17 protein-coding genes are annotated in these 16,885 nt (G+C 72.8%); 9 read left to right on the top strand and 8 right to left on the bottom strand.

Annotation, left to right across the window (positions count from 1 at the left end):
• Positions 1–9: 9 nt before the first annotated feature.
• Complete coding sequence (locus ABZV94_RS25625; protein ID WP_356344110.1) at positions 10–1,212, bottom strand: PLP-dependent transferase; 1,203 nt, start codon at positions 1,210–1,212, stop codon at positions 10–12.
• A gap of 60 nt (positions 1,213–1,272) precedes the next feature.
• On the opposite strand from ABZV94_RS25625, the gene ABZV94_RS25620 reads away from it, so the two are divergent.
• Positions 1,273–1,758: an Lrp/AsnC family transcriptional regulator gene (locus ABZV94_RS25620; protein WP_030339892.1), complete on the top strand. Its 486-nt coding sequence runs from the start codon at positions 1,273–1,275 to the stop codon at positions 1,756–1,758.
• 53 nt (positions 1,759–1,811) lie between these two features.
• A complete protein-coding gene (locus tag ABZV94_RS25615) occupies positions 1,812–3,503 on the top strand; it encodes a DUF885 domain-containing protein (RefSeq protein ID WP_356344108.1) in 1,692 nt (563 codons plus the stop codon).
• Between the two features lie 55 nt (positions 3,504–3,558).
• Here ABZV94_RS25615 and ABZV94_RS25610 read toward each other — a convergent pair whose 3' ends face one another.
• On the bottom strand, positions 3,559–4,401 hold the full coding sequence (locus ABZV94_RS25610; protein WP_356344106.1) for an SDR family oxidoreductase: 843 nt from the start codon (positions 4,399–4,401) through the stop codon (positions 3,559–3,561).
• Positions 4,402–4,537: 136 nt separating this feature from the next.
• Between ABZV94_RS25610 and ABZV94_RS25605 the strand changes: the two genes are divergently transcribed.
• From ABZV94_RS25605 to ABZV94_RS25590, 4 genes are all read left to right on the top strand, one after another.
• A complete protein-coding gene (locus tag ABZV94_RS25605) occupies positions 4,538–5,215 on the top strand; it encodes a hypothetical protein (protein ID WP_356344103.1) in 678 nt (225 codons plus the stop codon).
• Positions 5,216–5,372: 157 nt separating this feature from the next.
• Positions 5,373–5,603 carry a ferredoxin gene (locus ABZV94_RS25600; protein ID WP_356344101.1) on the top strand — a complete coding sequence of 77 codons (231 nt, stop codon included), beginning with the start codon at positions 5,373–5,375 and terminating at the stop codon, positions 5,601–5,603.
• The gene (locus ABZV94_RS25595; protein ID WP_356344099.1) at positions 5,593–6,984 is read left to right on the top strand and encodes an FAD-dependent oxidoreductase; all 1,392 of its coding nucleotides are present in this window, start codon (positions 5,593–5,595) and stop codon (positions 6,982–6,984) included. Before ABZV94_RS25600 ends, ABZV94_RS25595 begins: the two co-directional genes overlap by 11 nt.
• Before the next feature lie 34 nt (positions 6,985–7,018).
• Positions 7,019–8,257, top strand: coding sequence for a cytochrome P450 (locus ABZV94_RS25590; RefSeq protein WP_356344096.1), 1,239 nt, complete (start codon positions 7,019–7,021; stop codon positions 8,255–8,257).
• 10 nt (positions 8,258–8,267) lie between these two features.
• On the opposite strand, the gene ABZV94_RS25585 is transcribed toward ABZV94_RS25590, so the two are convergent.
• The 5 genes from ABZV94_RS25585 to ABZV94_RS25565 form a co-directional block, all read right to left on the bottom strand.
• On the bottom strand, positions 8,268–9,368 hold the full coding sequence (locus ABZV94_RS25585; protein ID WP_356344094.1) for a histidine kinase: 1,101 nt from the start codon (positions 9,366–9,368) through the stop codon (positions 8,268–8,270).
• The gene (locus tag ABZV94_RS25580) at positions 9,365–10,018 is read right to left on the bottom strand and encodes a response regulator transcription factor (RefSeq protein WP_356344091.1); all 654 of its coding nucleotides are present in this window, start codon (positions 10,016–10,018) and stop codon (positions 9,365–9,367) included. Before ABZV94_RS25580 ends, ABZV94_RS25585 begins: the two co-directional genes overlap by 4 nt.
• Positions 10,019–10,158: 140 nt before the next feature.
• Complete coding sequence (locus tag ABZV94_RS25575; protein ID WP_356344090.1) at positions 10,159–10,815, bottom strand: histidine phosphatase family protein; 657 nt, start codon at positions 10,813–10,815, stop codon at positions 10,159–10,161.
• Between the two features lie 156 nt (positions 10,816–10,971).
• The gene (locus ABZV94_RS25570) at positions 10,972–11,475 is read right to left on the bottom strand and encodes a GNAT family N-acetyltransferase (RefSeq protein ID WP_356344087.1); all 504 of its coding nucleotides are present in this window, start codon (positions 11,473–11,475) and stop codon (positions 10,972–10,974) included.
• Positions 11,476–11,557: 82 nt separating this feature from the next.
• Positions 11,558–12,034, bottom strand: coding sequence for a rhodanese-like domain-containing protein (locus tag ABZV94_RS25565; protein WP_356344085.1), 477 nt, complete (start codon positions 12,032–12,034; stop codon positions 11,558–11,560).
• A gap of 94 nt (positions 12,035–12,128) precedes the next feature.
• Here ABZV94_RS25565 and ABZV94_RS25560 point away from each other — a divergent pair, with 94 nt between their 5' ends.
• The 3 genes from ABZV94_RS25560 to ABZV94_RS25550 all read left to right on the top strand — a co-directional run bounded on the left by ABZV94_RS25560 (position 12,129) and on the right by ABZV94_RS25550 (position 16,174).
• Entirely contained in the window at positions 12,129–12,575 is a 447-nt protein-coding gene (locus ABZV94_RS25560) for an Lrp/AsnC family transcriptional regulator (RefSeq protein WP_356344083.1), read from the top strand.
• A gap of 163 nt (positions 12,576–12,738) precedes the next feature.
• Positions 12,739–13,170, top strand: coding sequence for a hypothetical protein (locus ABZV94_RS25555; RefSeq protein WP_356344081.1), 432 nt, complete (start codon positions 12,739–12,741; stop codon positions 13,168–13,170).
• 457 nt (positions 13,171–13,627) lie between these two features.
• Positions 13,628–16,174, top strand: a complete 2,547-nt coding sequence (locus ABZV94_RS25550; RefSeq protein WP_356344078.1) for a hypothetical protein — start codon at positions 13,628–13,630, stop codon at positions 16,172–16,174.
• 66 nt (positions 16,175–16,240) lie between these two features.
• Here ABZV94_RS25550 and ABZV94_RS25545 read toward each other — a convergent pair.
• On the bottom strand, positions 16,241–16,885 hold a 645-nt coding region (locus ABZV94_RS25545), incomplete at its 5' end, for an SbcC/MukB-like Walker B domain-containing protein (protein ID WP_356344076.1).

The raw sequence follows: 16,885 nt of genomic DNA, 5'->3' as shown, positions 1-16,885 counted from the left end.
GCCTCCTGGTCAGCGCACCGCCTCCCGCAGCGGAGTCACCCGGCGTTCGCGCGGGGCGCCCAGGGCCTGGTCCAGGTCGGACCACAGGTCGTCGACGTCCTCCAGGCCCACCGACAACCGCAGCAGCCGGTCGCTCACCCCGGCCCCGCGGCGGTCCTCGGCGTCCACGATGCGGTGGCTGATGGAGGCCGGGTGCTGGATGAGCGTGTCGACGCTGCCCAGGCTCACCGCGGGGGTGACGAGCCGGACCCGGGAGATCACCTCGTGCGGGTCGCCGTGCACCTCGAACGCGATCATCGCGCCGCCGAGCCGCGGGTAGCGGACCCGGGCCACGCGCGGGTCGGCGGCGAGCCGGCGGGCCAGTTCGGCGGCGTTCGCGGAGGCGGCCCGCACCCGCACCGGGAGCGTGGACAGCCCCCGCAGCAGCAGGTAGCCGGCGAGCGGGTGCAGGACTCCCCCGGTGGCGAACCGTATCTGCCGCAGCCGGCCCGCGAACTCCTCGTCGCAGGCGACCACCCCGGCCAGCACGTCGCCATGGCCGCCCAGGTACTTGGTGGCGCTGTGCAGCACCAGCCGGGCGCCGTGCTCGGCCGGGCGTTGCAGCACAGGTGTGGCGAAGGTGTTGTCGGCGAGCAGCGGCACCGAACCGCAGGCGTGCGCGACGGCCCGCAGGTCCAGTTCGGCGAGGGTCGGATTGGCCGGGGACTCGACCATCACCAGACCGGTGTCCGGGCGCAGCGCGTCGGCGATGCCGGCCGGGTCGGTCCACGTGACCTCGGTGCCGAGGAGCCCGGCGGTGAGCAGATGGTCGCTGCATCCGTACAGCGGCCGTACGGCGACGACGTGGCGCAGTCCCATGGCGGAGCGAGCCAGCAGCACGGCGCTGAGCGCGGCCATGCCGCTGGCGAAGGCGACGGCGGACTCGGTGCCCTCCAGCCGGGCGAGCGCGGTCTCGAAGCGGGCGACGGTCGGGTTGCCGAGGCGGCCGTAGACGGGCGGTCCGGCCGGGTCGGCGCCGTCGGTGGCGAAGGCGTCGATGCGGGCGGCCTCGGCGCGGCTGTCGTAGGAGGGGTAGGTGGTGGACAGGTCGATCGGCGGGGCGTGCAGGCCCTGGCGGGCGAGGTCGTCGCGGCCGGCGTGCACGGCCTCGGTGGCCAGCGCTCTCGATGCGGTGCGTACGTCGTCGTAGGCACTCGTGCTCGATGTGTCCATGCCCGGAAGGGTGAACATCACGCGGTTCCCGGGGGCCGGGGGCCGTGCTACGTTCGGCCGGTGGCCGAATCTGTCGTACTGGATCCGGTCGATCTGCATCTGCTGCGGCTGTTGCAGAACGACGCCCGGACCACCTACCGCGATCTCGCCGCGCAGGTGGGCGTGGCGCCGTCGACCTGTCTGGACCGGGTGACCCGGCTGCGCCGCTCGGGCGTGATCCTCGGGCACCGGCTGCGGCTCGATCCGGCCAAGCTCGGGCGCGGCCTCCAGGCACTGCTGTCGGTGCAGGTGCGGCCGCACCGGCGGGAGCTGGTGGGACCGTTCGTGGAGCGGATCCGGGCGCTGCCGGAGGCGCGGTCGGTGTTCCATCTGACGGGGCCCGACGACTACCTGGTGCACGTGGCCGTCGCGGACATGGCCGATCTCCAGCGGCTGGTGCTGGACGAGTTCACGGCGCGGCGCGAGGTGGCCCGGGTGGAGACCCGGCTGATCTTCCAGCAGTGGGAGTGCGGGCCGCTGCTGCCGCCCGGCCACGCCCAGAGCTGAATCCCGGCGAACCCGGATGACGCGGCGATCGTCCTCGTACGAGGATGGGCCGCATGTCTGATACCCAGAGCCCGCTGCCCCGTCAGGTCGCCGACGCCTATGTGGACGACCTCGTCTCCCTCGACCCGGTCATCGGTACGTACCTCGGCGTGAAGGAGAGTTCGAGCAGGCTGCCCGACTACTCGCCGGCCGGTCGGGAGGCCCTGGCCGAGCTGGCACGCACCACCCTCGCGAAGCTGGACGAGGCCGAGCGGCGGCCCGGCGCGGACAGTGACGCCGAGCGGCGCTGCGCGCGGCTGCTGCGGGAGCGGCTGACCGCCGAGATCGCCGTGCACGAGGCGGACGAGCACCTGCGGGCGATCGGCAACATGAGCACGCCGGGCCACTCGGTGCGGGACATCTTCACGGTCACCCCGGCGGACACGGAGGAGGACTGGGCGGCGATAGCGGAGCGCCTGCGCGCGGTGCCCGGCGCGCTCGCGGGTTATCGCGCGTCGCTCGAACTGGGCCTGGAGCGCAAGCTGTTCGCCGCTCCCCGGCCGACCGCCACGTACATCGGCCAGCTCACCGAGTGGACGGACACGGACGGCACGGGCCGCGGCTGGTACGAGGACTTCGCCGCCGCGGGTCCGCAGGCGCTGCGCGCGGAGCTGGACGAGGCGGCTCGTGCCGCGACCGGCGCCCTGGTGGAGCTGCGGGACTGGCTGCGGGACGTGTACGCGCCGGCGATCGAGGGCGCCCCGAACGTGGTCGGCCGGGAGCGGTACGCGCGCATGGCCCGCTACTTCAACGGCACGGACCTGGACCTGGACGAGGCGTACGCGTACGGCTGGGCGGAGTTCCACCGCATCCTCGGCGAGATGAGGACGGAGGCGGAGAAGATCCTGCCCGGCGCGGAGACGCCCTGGGTGGCGCTCGCGCACCTGGACGAGCACGGCCGGCACATCGAGGGTGTGGACGAGGTCCGGGAGTGGCTCCAGGGCCTGATGGACAGGGCGATCGAGGAGCTGGACGGGACGCACTTCGAACTGGCCGAGCGGGTGCGGAGGGTGGAGTCGCGCATCGCCCCGCCCGGCGGTGCGGCGGCTCCGTACTACACGGCCCCGTCCGAGGACTTCTCCCGGCCCGGCCGCACCTGGCTGCCCACGATGGGCCAGACCCGCTTCCCGGTCTACGACCTGGTCTCGACCTGGTACCACGAGGGCGTGCCCGGCCACCACCTCCAGCTCGCGCAGTGGGCGCACGTGGCCGAGAACCTCTCCCGCTACCAGGCGACGGTCGGCGGGGTCAGCGCCAACGTGGAGGGCTGGGCGCTGTACGCGGAGCGGCTCATGGACGAACTCGGGTACCTGACGGGCCCGGAGGAGCGGCTCGGCTACCTGGACGCGCAGATGATGCGGGCGGCCCGGGTGATCGTGGACATCGGCATGCACCTGGAGCTGCGGATCCCGGCGGACTCGCCGTTCCACCCCGGTGAGCGGTGGACGCCGGAGCTGGCCGAGGAGTTCTTCGGCGCGCACAGCAGCCGCCCGGCGGACTTCGTGGAGAGCGAGCTGACCCGGTACCTGACGATCCCGGGCCAGGCGATCGGCTACAAGCTCGGGGAGCGGGCGTGGCTGCTCGGCCGGGAGAAGGCGCGCGAGCGGCACGGCGACGCGTTCGACCTGAAGGCCTGGCACATGGCGGCGCTGTCGCAGGGCTCCCTGGGCCTGGACGACCTGGTGGACGAGCTGTCCCGGCTGTGACCGCCCGCGCCGTCCGGCCGTGACGGCCCGGGCCGCCCTGCCGTGACCGCCCGCGTCACCGCCGGAAGCCGCCTTCCGAGGTGATGACCTGCCCCGTGATCCAGCCCGCCTCGTCGGTGGCCAGCCAGGCGATGAGGCGGGCCGGGTCGTCGGGGGTGCCCCAGCGTCCCGAGGGGAACCGCGCGGCGACGGCCGCGTGGACCTCTCCGGTGGCGTACCCGGTGTCGACCGGGCCGGGGTTGACGGCGTTCACCGTGATCCCCCGTCCGGCGAGCGCCGTGGACAGGGAGCGGGTGACGGAGGCGAGGGCGCCCTTCTGGAGGGCGTAGGCGATCTCGCCCGGCATGCCGCCGCCGAGGTCCTGCCCGGACGTCATCAGCACCACGCGTCCGCCGGTGGTGCCCGGCGGCAGTGCGGCGCGCGCACGGGCGTACGCCTGGACGAGCAGCAGCACCGAGCGGGTGTCCACGGCCCAGTGGGCGTCGAGCATCGCGGCGTCGATGTCGTCCAGGGTGCCGTCGGAGCCGCTGAGGGCGTGGCCCGCGACGAGGATGTCCAGGCGGCCGAACTCCTCGATCACGGTGTCGACCAGCCGGGCCGGTTCCGTCGGGTCCGCCAGGTCACCGGGGCCGGACGCGACCCGCGCACCGGGGTCGCCGAGCGCCTCGCGCACGGAGTCGGCGACGGCGTCGGGGCTGTCGGCGCCCCAGGGCATCGCGGCGTCGTGCGGCACGTGGTGGTGCAGGTACACGCCGGCACCGTAGGCGGCCAGCCGCCGGGCCACGGCGTGCCCGATCCCGGCCCGCCGGCTCGCGCCGGTGACGAGTGCGGTACGGCCGCGCAGCGGCAGGGGGTCGCGGCGCAGTGCGGCCAAGGTCGGCTGCGGTGGTGTGGGCATGGGCGCACACCCTAGGCAGGACGGCTCGGCGCCGCGAGCGGATTTCCCGATCGGCCGTACGGCCGCCCTCCGGTGGCGCGGGCGGGAGGCGGGCGGCTAGCTGGTGCCGGGGGCCGATGCGGAAGGCGGGCCGGGCATGCAGGAGATGGGGCCGGGGCAGCAGGCGCTGCGGACACCGCGCGCCGCGGGGCTGGCCGGAGTCGTCTTCGCGCTGCTCCTGGCGGCGGTGATCGTCCTGTTCAGGCTGGGGATCCCGGAAGCGGGCGACACGGTCGCCCCGGAGGGTCTCACGGACTCCGCGCGGCGCCGGGCGCTGCGCGCGGCTCTCGCCCTGGTGCCGTTCGCCGGCATCTTCTTCCTGTGGTTCATCGGTTCCATCCGCACGCACGTCGGCGCGGGCGAGGACAAGTTCCTCGCGACCGTGTTCCTGGGCAGCGGGCTGGTGTTCACGGCCACCATGTTCGGCGCCGCCGCGGCGGCGAGCGCCCTGCTCGCGGTGTCCCACCCGGCCGGCCTGCCACCGGCGCCGGCCACCTGGGACTTCGGCCGCCACTTCGCGTACACGCTGATGACGGAGTACGCCACGCGGATGGCGGCCGTCTTCGTGTCCTCCCTGTCGGTCCTCGGCCGCCGCCTCGGTGTGCTGCCGCGCCCGCTCACGGTCCTGGGCTTCCTCACCGCCCTGACGCTGCTCTTCGTGTCGTCCAACGTGCCCTGGGCGGAACTCGTCTTTCCGGCCTGGTCGCTGCTGCTCAGCGTGCACATCCTCGTGGCGGGCAGCCATGACCGGCTCCGGCCCGCCGCGGCCGGATGACGCACGGCCGCCGGGCCCTCACTCGATCGGCGTGCCCGGCGCGCGGTCACCCCGCGGGGGCTCGCATGCTGGCGGGCGGGGGACGACCGCCGTCCGGAGCCGTGCGCGCGCACCGCGTGCGGCGTCCGGACCTGGCCACCGGAAGGGCGGACCGTCGATGAGGCTCGTCGTCGATCTCAACAAGTGCCAGGGATACGCGCAGTGCGCGTTCCTCGCACCCGACGTCTTCGCCATGCACGGCGAGGAGGCGCTGATCTACAACCCGCGCGCGGACGAGGAGCAGCGGGAGCGGGTGGCGCGTGCCGTGGCCGCGTGTCCCGTGCAGGCGATCACCGCCGACGGACCGGATCGCACGGGAGAGGCGCGGGAGGCGACCGATGGCCGCTGACTACGTGGAGTGGCTCAGGCGCGAGGGGCGGATCGTGATCGTGGGCGCCTCGCTGGCCGGCCTGCGGGCCGCCGAGACGCTGCGCGCGGAGGGGTTCGCCGGTGAGCTGACCCTGATCGGTGACGAGCCCCACGAGCCGTACGACCGGCCGCCGCTGTCGAAGTCGGTGCTGCTGGGCAAGGCGTCCCCGCACCACACCGAGCTGCCGCACCGCCGGGAGATCGACGCCAAGTGGCGCCTCGGCGTGGCGGCGACCGGCCTGGACCTGACGGCCAAGCGGGTCCGGCTGGCCGACGGGGACGAGGTGGAGTACGACCGGCTGCTCATCGCGACCGGCGTGCGGGCCCGGCCGTGGCCGAAGGAGGAGGAGGCCCGGCTGGACGGCGTCTGCCTGCTGCGCACGCGGGAGGACGCGGCGGACCTGTACCGGCGGCTGAAGGCGGGGCCGCGCAGGGTGTTCGTCATCGGTGCCGGGTTCGCCGGTTCGGAGGTCGCCTCGGCGTGCCGGGAGATGGACCTCCCCGTGACGGTGGCGGAGCGTGCGGGCGCGCCGCTGGTGGGCGCGCTCGGCGGGGTCGTCGGCGCGGTCGCGGCGGACCTCCAGACCGAGAACGGCGTGGATCTGCGCACCCATGTCACGGTGACCGCGCTGGAGGGCGACGCGGTCGGCAGGGTGCGGGCCGTCCATCTGTCGGACGAGAGCGTGGTCGAGGCCGACGTGGTCGTGGTGTCGCTGGGTTCGCTGCGGAACACCGAGTGGCTGACCGGGTCGGGGCTCGGTGCCGGGCCCCGGGGCATCGCCTGCGACGCGGGCTGCCGGGCCTTCGACTTCCGGGGCATCGTCACGGACGACGTCTTCGTGGCGGGCGATGTGGCGCGCTCCCCGCACGCCCTCTTCGGGTACCAGTTCCTGTCGCTGGAGCACTGGGGCAACGCCGTCGCCCAGGCGGAGACCGCCGCGCACAACATGATCTGCCACGGCGCCGACCGGCGGCCGCACCTGTGGATGCCCGCCTTCTGGTCGTCGATGTTCGGTGTGAACATCAAGTCGGTCGGGGTGCCGCCCATGGGCGAGCAGCTCATGATCACGCAGGGCTCGCTGGCCGAGCGCCGGTTCGTCGGGGTCTACGGCTACCAGGGCCGGATCGTGGCCGCCGTGACCTTCGACAACACGCGCTGGCTGGAGTTCTACCAGCGGCAGATCGAGCGGGGCGCGCCGTTCCCGGTGGAGTACCCGACGATGGACCGGCGTCCCGAGGGCCGCCAGCCGGTGCCGGCCCAGTTCCCGGACCCGTCCCTGCCGACGCACGGCGCCATGGTCACCCTCAGCGGTTACTCGCCGGCCGACCAGCAGCTGATCTTCCACCCCGCCCGCCACTGACCCCTGCCACGGCCCCGACGCCCAAGGACCCGCCATGCCGCACGCCTCGCTCGCGCGCCAGATCACCGACTACGCCAACCGCGCCAACCCGTACCCCGTCTACGAGGAACTCCGCCGGACGCCGGTGCTCCACGAGGAGGAGGGAGGCCCGTACATCATCAGCTCGTACTACGACATCAAGGCTCTCCTCCACGATCCGCGGATCAGCTCCGACGCCGCCAACCTGGCCGCCGCCGGGGACGACGAGCTGGACCAGACCGAGGAGACGGCAGGACTGCCGCCCTCGTTCCTGCGTCTGGACCCGCCCGAGCACGACCGGCTGCGGCGCATCGCCAACAGCGCCTTCGGACCGCCGCACCGGCCGCGGCGGATCGAGAACATGCGCGGCGAGATGCGGAAGATCGTCACCGAGCTCATCGACGGGTTCGGCGACGCGCGCCAGGTCGACCTGGTCGACCAGTTCGCCTACCCGTTCCCCGTGACGGTGATCTGCCGGCTGCTCGGGGTTCCCCGGGAGGACGAACCCCGGTTCCGCACCTGGGTCGACCCGCTGGTCGCGGGCCTCGACCCGGCGGCCGGCCCCGCCGGGGACACCGACACCCAGAAGACGGCGCGGGAAGCCCGTATGCAGCTCGGCATGTACCTGGCCGGGCTGGTCGAGGAGCGCACCAAGGAACCGCGGGACGACCTGTTGTCCGACCTGGTGGCCAGCCGGGGCCCGGACGGCTCCCTGTCGATGATGGAGGTGCTCAGCACCTCGGTGCTGCTGCTGATCGCCGGCCACGAGACGACCGTCAACCTGATCACCAACGGCATGCTCACCCTGCTGCGCCACCCGGAGATCCTCCGGCGGCTCCGGGAGGACCCCGGCCTGTCGGTCAACATCGTGGAGGAGCTGCTCCGGTACGAACCGCCGGTGCAGATGCTGCCGCAGCGCACCTGCATCGCCGACATCGAGGTGCGCGGGGTCACGATTCCCAAGGGCTCGCGGATCTGGCTGGTCCTCGCGGCGGGCAACCGCGATCCGGAGCGGTTCAAGGACCCGGAGCGCTTCGACCCGGACCGCGGCGACATCCAGCACCTCGGTTTCGGCAGCGGCATCCACAGCTGTTTCGGCGCCCCGCTGGCCCGTCTGGAGGCGCAGATCGCGCTGTCCGAGCTGGCCCGGCGGCTGGAGGGCCCCCGCCTGGTCGAGGACCCGCCGCCCTACCGGCACAACGCCGTACTGCGCGGCCCCCGGCACCTGAACGTCGCCTTCGACGACCTGCGCTGATCCCGCCCGCTCATCTCGCGACTTCCGCCGGCAGCACCACGCAGACCTCGTAGCCGCCGTCGCTCGTCGGGCCCGCGGTCATGGTGCCGCCGAGGAGTTCGGCGCGCTGGCGCAGACCGATGAGGCCGTGGTGGGCACCGGGCAGCGGCAGCGGCGGCTGGGTCGGCGCGGTGTTGGTGACCCGGACCCGGACCGAGCCTTCGGCGTGCAGCAGGTCGATGCGCGCCTTGGCGCCTGGAGCGTGTTTGCGGGTGTTGGTCAGCGCTTCCTGGACCGTGCGGTAGACCGCTCGCTGGACGGTGGCCGGAAGCCCCTCGGGCAGGTCCGTCTTCAACTCGGTCTCGATGCCGCAGCTGTCGGCCAGCCGCTGGATGTCGGTGAGCGCCGGCTGCGGCGTCAGCTCCGTGGGGTGGCCGCCGGAGGCACGCAGGACGCCGACCATGTGGCGCAGCTCGTCCAGCGTCTGCACGCTCAGCCGCCGGATCGTCGCGGCGGCCTCCTTGGTGTCCGCGTCCTCCGCGCCGACCTGGAGCGCTCCGGCGCGCACGGCGATCAGGCTGACCTGGTGGGAGACGACATCGTGCATCTCCCGCGCCAGCTGGGCGCGCTCCTTGGCCAGGACGGCCTGGGCCGTCAGCAGCTGCTGGTGGTCGCGCGCCTCCGAGATCTCGGTCAGTCGGAGCGACAGGTCGCGCCGGGTCCGCACCAGCTGCCCGAGGAACACGGCGGCGGCCGCGGTGGCGGCGCTGTAGCCGAACGGGATCAGCCTGCTGAGCGCGGTCAGATCGAAGTTCGGTGACGGCAGGGCCGTCGTGTCGCAGAACGCGAAGGCCAGGACGCACAGGAGCAGCAGCGTCCGGGGGCGGCTGAGGGAAGCGAGGGTGTACAGCGCGGCCAGGCAGGCGACGACCGAGTCGGACAGCAGGACGGCCGGGAGGGTCAGCAGGAAGGTGAGCAGCGGCAGGCGCCGGCGCAGCAGCAGGACGACGACGGCGGCCAGGGCACACGCCATCCGCAACGGCTCGGCGATGTCCCAGTGGGCCCACACGTCGAGGAGGGCCATGGCGATCGCCACGCCGTCCAGCAGCAGCGGGGACGGACGGCGTTTCATCCGGTTCCCTCCGCGAGGAGGCCGGCCCGCTGGGCGAAGAGGGCGGCCTGGACCCTGCCGCTGACCTGCAGCTTGGTGAGGATCGCGCTGACGTGGTCCTTGACCGTCCCGGTGCTCAGGTGCATCCGGGTCGCGATCTCGGCGTTCGAGAGGCCCTCGGCGATGAGGACGAGCACCTCACGCTCCCGGCCGGTGAGCCGGTCGAGGGCCTTGGGCGGGCGCTCCGGCGTGCCGGCGCTGAGGTAGCCGTCCACCACCGTGCGGGTGACCTTGGGCGACAGCACCGTGCCGCCGCGGGCCAGGTTCTGCACCGCCAGCGGCAGCGCGTCGGGATCGGTGTCCTTGAGGAGGAATCCGGCGGCGCCCGAGCGCAGTGCCGTTTCCACGTACTCGTCCATGTCGAACGTGGTCAGCATGGCGACCACGGGCGGCTCCCGCAGGCGACGGATCTCGCCGAGGACGGTGAGCCCGTCCACGTCCGGCATGCGGATGTCCAGCAGCACGACGTCGGGGCGCTTCTCGCGCACCGCCCGCATCGCCTCGCCGCCGGACACCGCCCCGACGACCTCGATTCCGTCGGCGGCGGCCAGGATGCGCTGGAAGCCCGTGCGGATCAGGGCTTCGTCGTCGACCACCAGTACCCGGATCACGTGCGCTCCAGCCTGTACGGAACCACTGTCCGATTCGTACCACGCCCGGGGCGGCTTCGCCGCTGGGCGCCGTACGGACAGGCGCCACGGCCCTGAGGGCCGTGGCCGTGATCACGCGGTGGGCGCGTCCCCGGGCCGCCTCAGGGCCGGCCGGTGAGGCACATGCGCCGTCGCGCGGTGGGCATGGCCAGCACCGCGACCGCGGGGACGCCGTCGGCCGGCTGCCGGCGCCGGCGGGCGGTCAGCCGGTCGGACCGGGTGCTCCAGCGGCCGTCGCTCAGCGTCAGCGTGACCGCGGACGCGGGCGATACCTGGAGGTGCCGGAAGGAGCGGGCGGGTACGGACAGGGCGTGGACCAGCGCGGCTCTGATGACGGACTCCTCGGCGATCGCGAGGACGCCTCCCGTGTCGGCGGGCAGGGTGTCCAGCCAGGCCGCGGTCCGCCGGCACAGTTCGCGGACGGTCTCGCCGCCGTGCGGCGCGGCATCGGGGTCCGTCAGCCAGCGGGACAGGCCATGGGGGTCCACGGCCGCGACGTCCTGGGGTGTACGGCCGACCCAGGTGCCGTGGTCCAGGTCCCGCAGGGCGTACTCGGGGGTGGCCGCGACGGCGAGAGCCTCGGCGGTCTGCGCGCAGCGGGCGGACGGCCCCCGCAGGGCCAGCGCGTACGGCGGAAGGGCCGCTCTCATGGCTGCCAGCTCGCGCCGGCGGTGCTCGCTCACGGCACCGTCCCCGAGGACCCGGCCGAGGCCGCCCTCCGCGGTGGTCGCGCAGATCATCGTCAGTCGCACCGTCACTGTCCGACCTCCTTCTCCGATCGGGAGGGCCACACGGCCGGCGGACCAGCCGGGGCAGAGCCGTTTCCCTTGGTCACAAGGTTCCAGGAAAGGTGCACCGTCAACCTCCGGCAGGTGGCCGGACCACCCCCGCCGGTCGGCGGGTCCTCCGCCGGCCTACCCCTGGAGCGTGACGAGGTCGCACTGGTACCAGGTGCCCGGCTTGCCGCCGAGGTCGGCCGGGTCGGCCGGTCCGATCGGCACGAACCCCGACTTGGTCAGCACGCGGTGGGACGCGACGTTCTGGTGGCTGGTGGCCGCCCGCAGGACGCGCAGTCCGTGCCGGCGCGCCGCCAGGCGGCACAGCTCCCGCACGTTCTCGGTGGCCACGCCCCGCCCGGCGACGTGCTCGGCGACCCGGTAGCCGAGTTCCGCGGTGCGGTGGTCGATGTTGACCAGGTTGAACCGGCCGAGCACCGACCCGTCCTCGTCGAGGAGCACGTAGAAGGCGCAGCTGCCGGCCTCCTGCTCGGCCAGCAGGGCGTTGTAGCGGTCGGTGAACTGCTCGAAGTACTCGTCGCCACGGTCGGAGACGAAGGCGGCGAAGTAGGCGCGGTTCGACAGCTCGAAGTCGAGGACCGCGGGGGCGTGGCTGGCGTGCAGCCGCTTCAGCTCGGGCACTGCCCGACTGTACCCGGACGCGGTGCCGGGACCACCTGTGTTGCGCCGACCGACCGACTACGGCGCGGCGCGAGGGCGCCCCTCAGCAGCCGCACTCACCCGCCACGGGCGCCGTCAGCGGGTCGGCGTCCCGGCGCGCCGGACCCTGCCAGGTCTCGTAGGGGAAGCCCTCGCGGGCCCAGTACTCGAAGCCGCCGAGCAGCTCCTTGACCCGGTAGCCGCGTTCGGCCAGGGCCAGGGCGGCGCGGGTGGCCCCGTTGCAGCCGGGGCCCCAGCAGTACGTCACCACCGGCACGTTCGGGTCGAGGAGCTGTGCGGCCTGCTCGGGGATGAGCGCGGTCGGCAGGTGGATCGCGCCGGGGATGTGGCCCTGGTCCCAGGACTCGGTGGAGCGCGAGTCCACGAGGACGAAGCCGGGGTCGCCGCCGGCCGCGAGCGCGGCGGCGACGTCGGAGACGTCGGCGTGGAAGGCGAGGCTCGCCCGGAAGTAGGCGGCGGCCTCCGCGGGAGCGGCCGGGGCGACGCGCAGGACGGGGTTCTCGGAAGCGGTGTCGATCATGAGGGGAAATCTACGGTCCCCGGGCCGCCGCCTGAAGGAGCGATCCCCGGCCCTGCCCTTGCCCGGCCGGGGATTCCCCTGCTATCCATCCGGGATGACCGTGCATTCCCCGGACGCCACCGACTGGCGCATCCTCGACGTCCTCCAGCGCGACGGACGGGCCAGCTACGCCGAGCTGGCGCGGGCCGTGTCCATGTCGCCGAGCGCCGTCACCGAGCGGGTCCGGCGGCTGGAGGAGGCCGGCGTGATCCAGGGGTACGCGGCGGTGGTCGACCCCGAGCGGCTGGGCCTGCCGATCCTGGCGTTCGTGCGGCTGCGCTACCCGAACGGCAACTACAAGCCGTTCCACGACCTGGTCGCGGCGACGCCCGAGATCCTGGAGGCACACCACGTCACGGGCGACGACTGCTTCGTCATCAAGGTCGCCGCGCGGTCGATGTCCCACCTGGAGGAGGTCTCGGGACGGATCGGCGCGCTGGGCTCGGTGACCACCAGCGTCGTGTACTCCTCACCCCTGCCCCGGCGAGCCCTGGGACGCTAGGGGGCTTCTCACGCCGCCGACCGGGCCTACGGCGAGGGCGTCGCGCCGGGCCGCCGTCGGCCCGATGGCAAGCTGTCGAGCGGGCGGACGAAGGTGCTCGTCGTCGACACCGCGGACGTGAACCGCGTCATCCCGTTGGTCCCGGTAGGAAAGAGCCGGCCCCTTGATCACTGTGCAGTTCACCGTACGGCCCGGCCAGGGGCCGGCGAGCGGCTTCGATCTCGGTGACATGAGCGTCGCCGGGGATCTCGGCACGGCCGACTCGGCCGGTCACATCCCCGACCAGGGCATGATGATCCACCTCTCGGTCGTCCAGTTGCTGGACGGGCTGGCCGAGTTCTTGGGGGGCACCGCCCCCGTGTTCAGCTTCACCGGTGCCGACACCTCGTTCGGTCTTGTCGTGAGACGGACGAAGGACGGTCTTTCGGTCGCCGACAAGAAGGGTGTCGTCGCTCGTACGACGCCTGCGGAACTCGCCTTTGCCGTGCTGTGTGCGGCGGAGGACCTGGATCTTCCCCGGGGAGACCCGGTCGCCTCCGACCGGGAAGCTGCCCTCGCCGCGTTTCGCCCCCTCGTACCAGGCCGGGCGGGGTGAGGTCAGGGATCCGGGAGGACGTATCGCCGTATTGAGTGTCCCCGCAAGCACGGAGTTCCCTCCGCTCGAAACCGAAGTGTGGGGCACCAGCACGGCCTGGGCCGGCGAACGCAGCCGTCCCAGGCCCTTCAGGCGTGACATGATCCCCGCGTGCAGAGCCTCGGGGAGGGTGACGTCGGTCAGAGGAGACCGAGCAGTCGGTCCATGAGGAAGCGGACGAGACCGGAGACAGCGGCGCCGAGGATCACGTGGCGCACATCGTTGTCAGTCCGACGGCGCGTACGGGTACGAGACATGGTGGTGTCCTGACCTTGTGGCGGATAGGGCAGCCGGCCGGCTTGCTTTCCACCATCTGGGCATGCCGACCCTTCCCTCCGAGTTGCGACGACTTCTCCATCGGGACGCAGGACTGCCCAGTTCAGAGACGTATCCGAGGTCATATGGGCACGATGGTGCGATGAAACGCGACGGAGCGGGGGGCGGAGACGGCAGGCCCATGGGCGCCCGTAGGCTGATTGCCCGGCCGGTGGTGCCGCCGGGACCACTGCGCACGCTCAAAAGGCTCATCTACGAGGCCTACATCGCGGCCGGTGCGCCCACTCTGGACGCCATGGCACGAGCGATCGCCGCCGATGACGAGCTCAGCGCCAGTCCGGCTCGGGACACGATCCACCGCATCATCGGAGACGCGACAGCACCCGCCAAGCAGGCGGACGTCATCGCCTTGGTCACCGCGCTGACACGCATGGTGGGCGGCAACGGTCAGCAGGCCGGCCGAGAGGCCGCCGCACTGTGGACGCAGGTGCAGCTTGACGAGCCGCTCGGCCGTCCGGTGAGCGACATTGATCCCTACGACCTGGAAGTCCATCACGCGATCACCCTGCGAGGTGCTGTCGGCCTGCCGGCCTATGTGGAGCGTGGTCACGACATCGAATTGCGGCGCATCGTCGCCGAGGCGGTCGCGGGCAACAGCCGACTGGTGATGCTGGTTGGCACGTCGTCGTCGGGAAAGACCCGTGCCTGCTTCGAAGCCGTCCGGCGGCTTCCGGACGACTGGCGGTTGTGGCATCCCATCGACCCCGATCGACGCCAGGCTGCTCTTGAGGGCCTCCACAGGGTGGGCCCGAAGACCGTTGTCTGGCTCAATGAAGCGCACCACTATCTGCTGGACCCTGAACATGGCGAGCCGATCTCTGCCGCACTGCGCAGTCTGCTGGCCGACTCCACCCGGGCTCCTGTACTGATCCTGGGCACCATCTGGCCGGGCCCCGGATACTTCGACGACTTGCGGGAGACCCCTCAGCCGGCTGGCATGGGCCCGGACGGGCCAGTACCCGCGCGTCGTCCACCAGGACACAGGGATCCATACGGCCAGGCACGAGTCCTGCTCGCCGGGCGAGACCTACACGTCCCCACGGCCTTCACCCCTTCCCAGATTGCGGAGGTCCGCCGGTCGAAGGATCCGAGGCTCGTCACGGCCGCACACGCCGCTCAAGACGGCATGGTGACCCAGTACCTGGCCGCGGGATTCGAGTTGGTCAACATCTACAGCGAAGCCTCCCCGGGGGCCAGGGCCCTCCTCGACGCGGCGATCGACGCCCGCCGACTGGGCCACCCGCTCGGCCTCCCCCTCCCCTTCCTCGCCACGGCAGCCGAGGCCTACCTCACCGACACCGAATGGGATCTGCTGCCGGAGGACTGGGTCGAGCAGGCCTTGACGCAGCTCACCCGACCAGTGAAAGGAGCACGCGGCCCGCTCCACCGGCAGAAACGCCCTCGTGGCTCGGCCGGCTCACCGTCTGCCGCACGCAGTCAGACGTACAGGCTTGCCGACTTCCTGGTAGATCACTTCCGGGCGGCGCGCCGCGCGCAACCCATCCCTCCGTTGTTCTGGGAGGCCGCCATGCGGCACTGCGAGGGCGAAGCCGCACAGGATCTCGCATCGGCAGCCGTTGCCCGTGGGCTCACAGAGACGGCCTGCCGATTGTGGGCCAAGGCCGGCGAGCACAGGAAGATTGCCCAACTGCTCATAGATTCGGGCCGCCTGAACGAAGCCGTGCCGTGGCTTGAGCGGGCGCACCGGGGCGGGGATGCCCAGGCTGCCCGCTTGGCCGCCCAGGAGCTGGCACGCGCGGGCCGACTGGAGGAGGTGCCGCATTGGTGCGAGCGCACCCCAGGCATCGCCCCTGCACAGGCCCATGGGCGGATCGCCGAGACCCTGGCCGAGGCAGGACGGATCGATGCCGCACTACCGTGGTTCGAACGCGCCGCGGCGGGAGGAGACAGCGACAGCCTGCTGGCCGCGGCCGAGGCGCTGGCGGACAACGGCCGGCTGACGGAAGCACTTCGCTGGTTCCGGCGGGCCGCCGCATCTGGTGACGCCGACGCCTACGCAGCGGCGGTCGAGCGGCTATGGGATGCCGGGCGTTTGGCGGAAGCGCGGTCTTGGGTGGAACTCGCCGAGGAAGCCGGGTCTGCGGGAGGCCTTCGACTGTTGGTCGATGAGACGGCGAGAGCGGGTGGATCCGAGGGCGCGTCGCCCCAGGCGCCATCGGCTGCCACAGCCGGATCCGTCGACACTCCGCCGGATGAGAACCGGCTCACGCCCATCTGCCGGCTCGCGGAGGTCTCCGCCTGGGCAGCCCGCGCTGCTGCCAGGGCAGAAGCCCGGCCTTTGGCCACGGTTCGGCGCCTGGCGGACGCGGGCGAGGTGGACAAGGCGTTGGCATTGGCTGAAGAGGCCGCCGCAGCGGGCGATGCCGGCGCCCTGGTGTGGGGAGCCCAACGACTCGCGGACGAGGGCCGCTGGGCCGAGGCCTTCTCCTGGTGCGAGCGCGCTGTCGCGGCAGGCAGTGATCTCGCCGCGCACCTCGCCGTGATCAGCCTGCAGGAGCTTGGCCGCACCGCGGAAGCCGAACGGCTCGATCTCTACGGCTGGAGTACACGAGGAGGCATCGCTGCCGCCTGGCGGCTGGACGAGAGCTCGCTCCGCGAGGAGGACTGAGGACAGGCTGCCGCGCTCACTGGTGCACTCGGCGGTCGGACCCGCGCCGGGGCCGTGCACGAACCGTCAGACGCCCCGCTGCCGCAGTGTCGAGCCCGAGCGGTCCTTGATGATCTCCAGTTGGGCGTGGATCCGGCGGCGCAGGTCGGGGACGTGGCTGACGATGCCGACGCTGCGGTCGCGTTCGCGCAGGGAGTCGAGGACGTCGAGGACCTCGTCCAGGGTCTGGTCGTCGAGGCTGCCGAAGCCCTCGTCGATGAAGAGGGTGTCCAGGCGGACGCCGCCCGCCTCGTCGGTGACGACGTCGGCGAGGCCGAGCGCGAGCGCGAGGGAGGCGAAGAAGGTCTCGCCGCCGGACAGGGTCGCGGTGTCCCGTTCCCGTCCGGTCCAGGCGTCGACCACGTGCAATCCCAGCCCGGAGCGCCCGCGCCCGGTGCGGTCGTCGGAGTGGACGAGGGTGTAGCGGCCCGACGACATGCGCTGGAGGCGGACGGTCGCGGCGGCGGCGACCTGTTCGAGACGGGCCGCCAGGACGTACGACTCCAGGCGCATCCGGCGTTCGTTGTCGGCGGAGGTGCCCGCGGTGAGGGCGGCGAGCCGGGCCACCCGGTCGTACTCCTCGCGCAGCGGGCCGAGCCGCCGTACCGCCTGGGTGGCCCGCGCGGAGAGGCGGTCGAGCTGCGCGCAGCAGCGGGCGGCGGCATCGCGCGC

It is taken from the genome of Streptomyces sp. NPDC004658, assembly GCF_040609555.1.
Lineage (GTDB): Bacteria > Actinomycetota > Actinomycetes > Streptomycetales > Streptomycetaceae > Streptomyces.
This window is presented reverse-complemented; position numbering and strand designations above follow the sequence as displayed.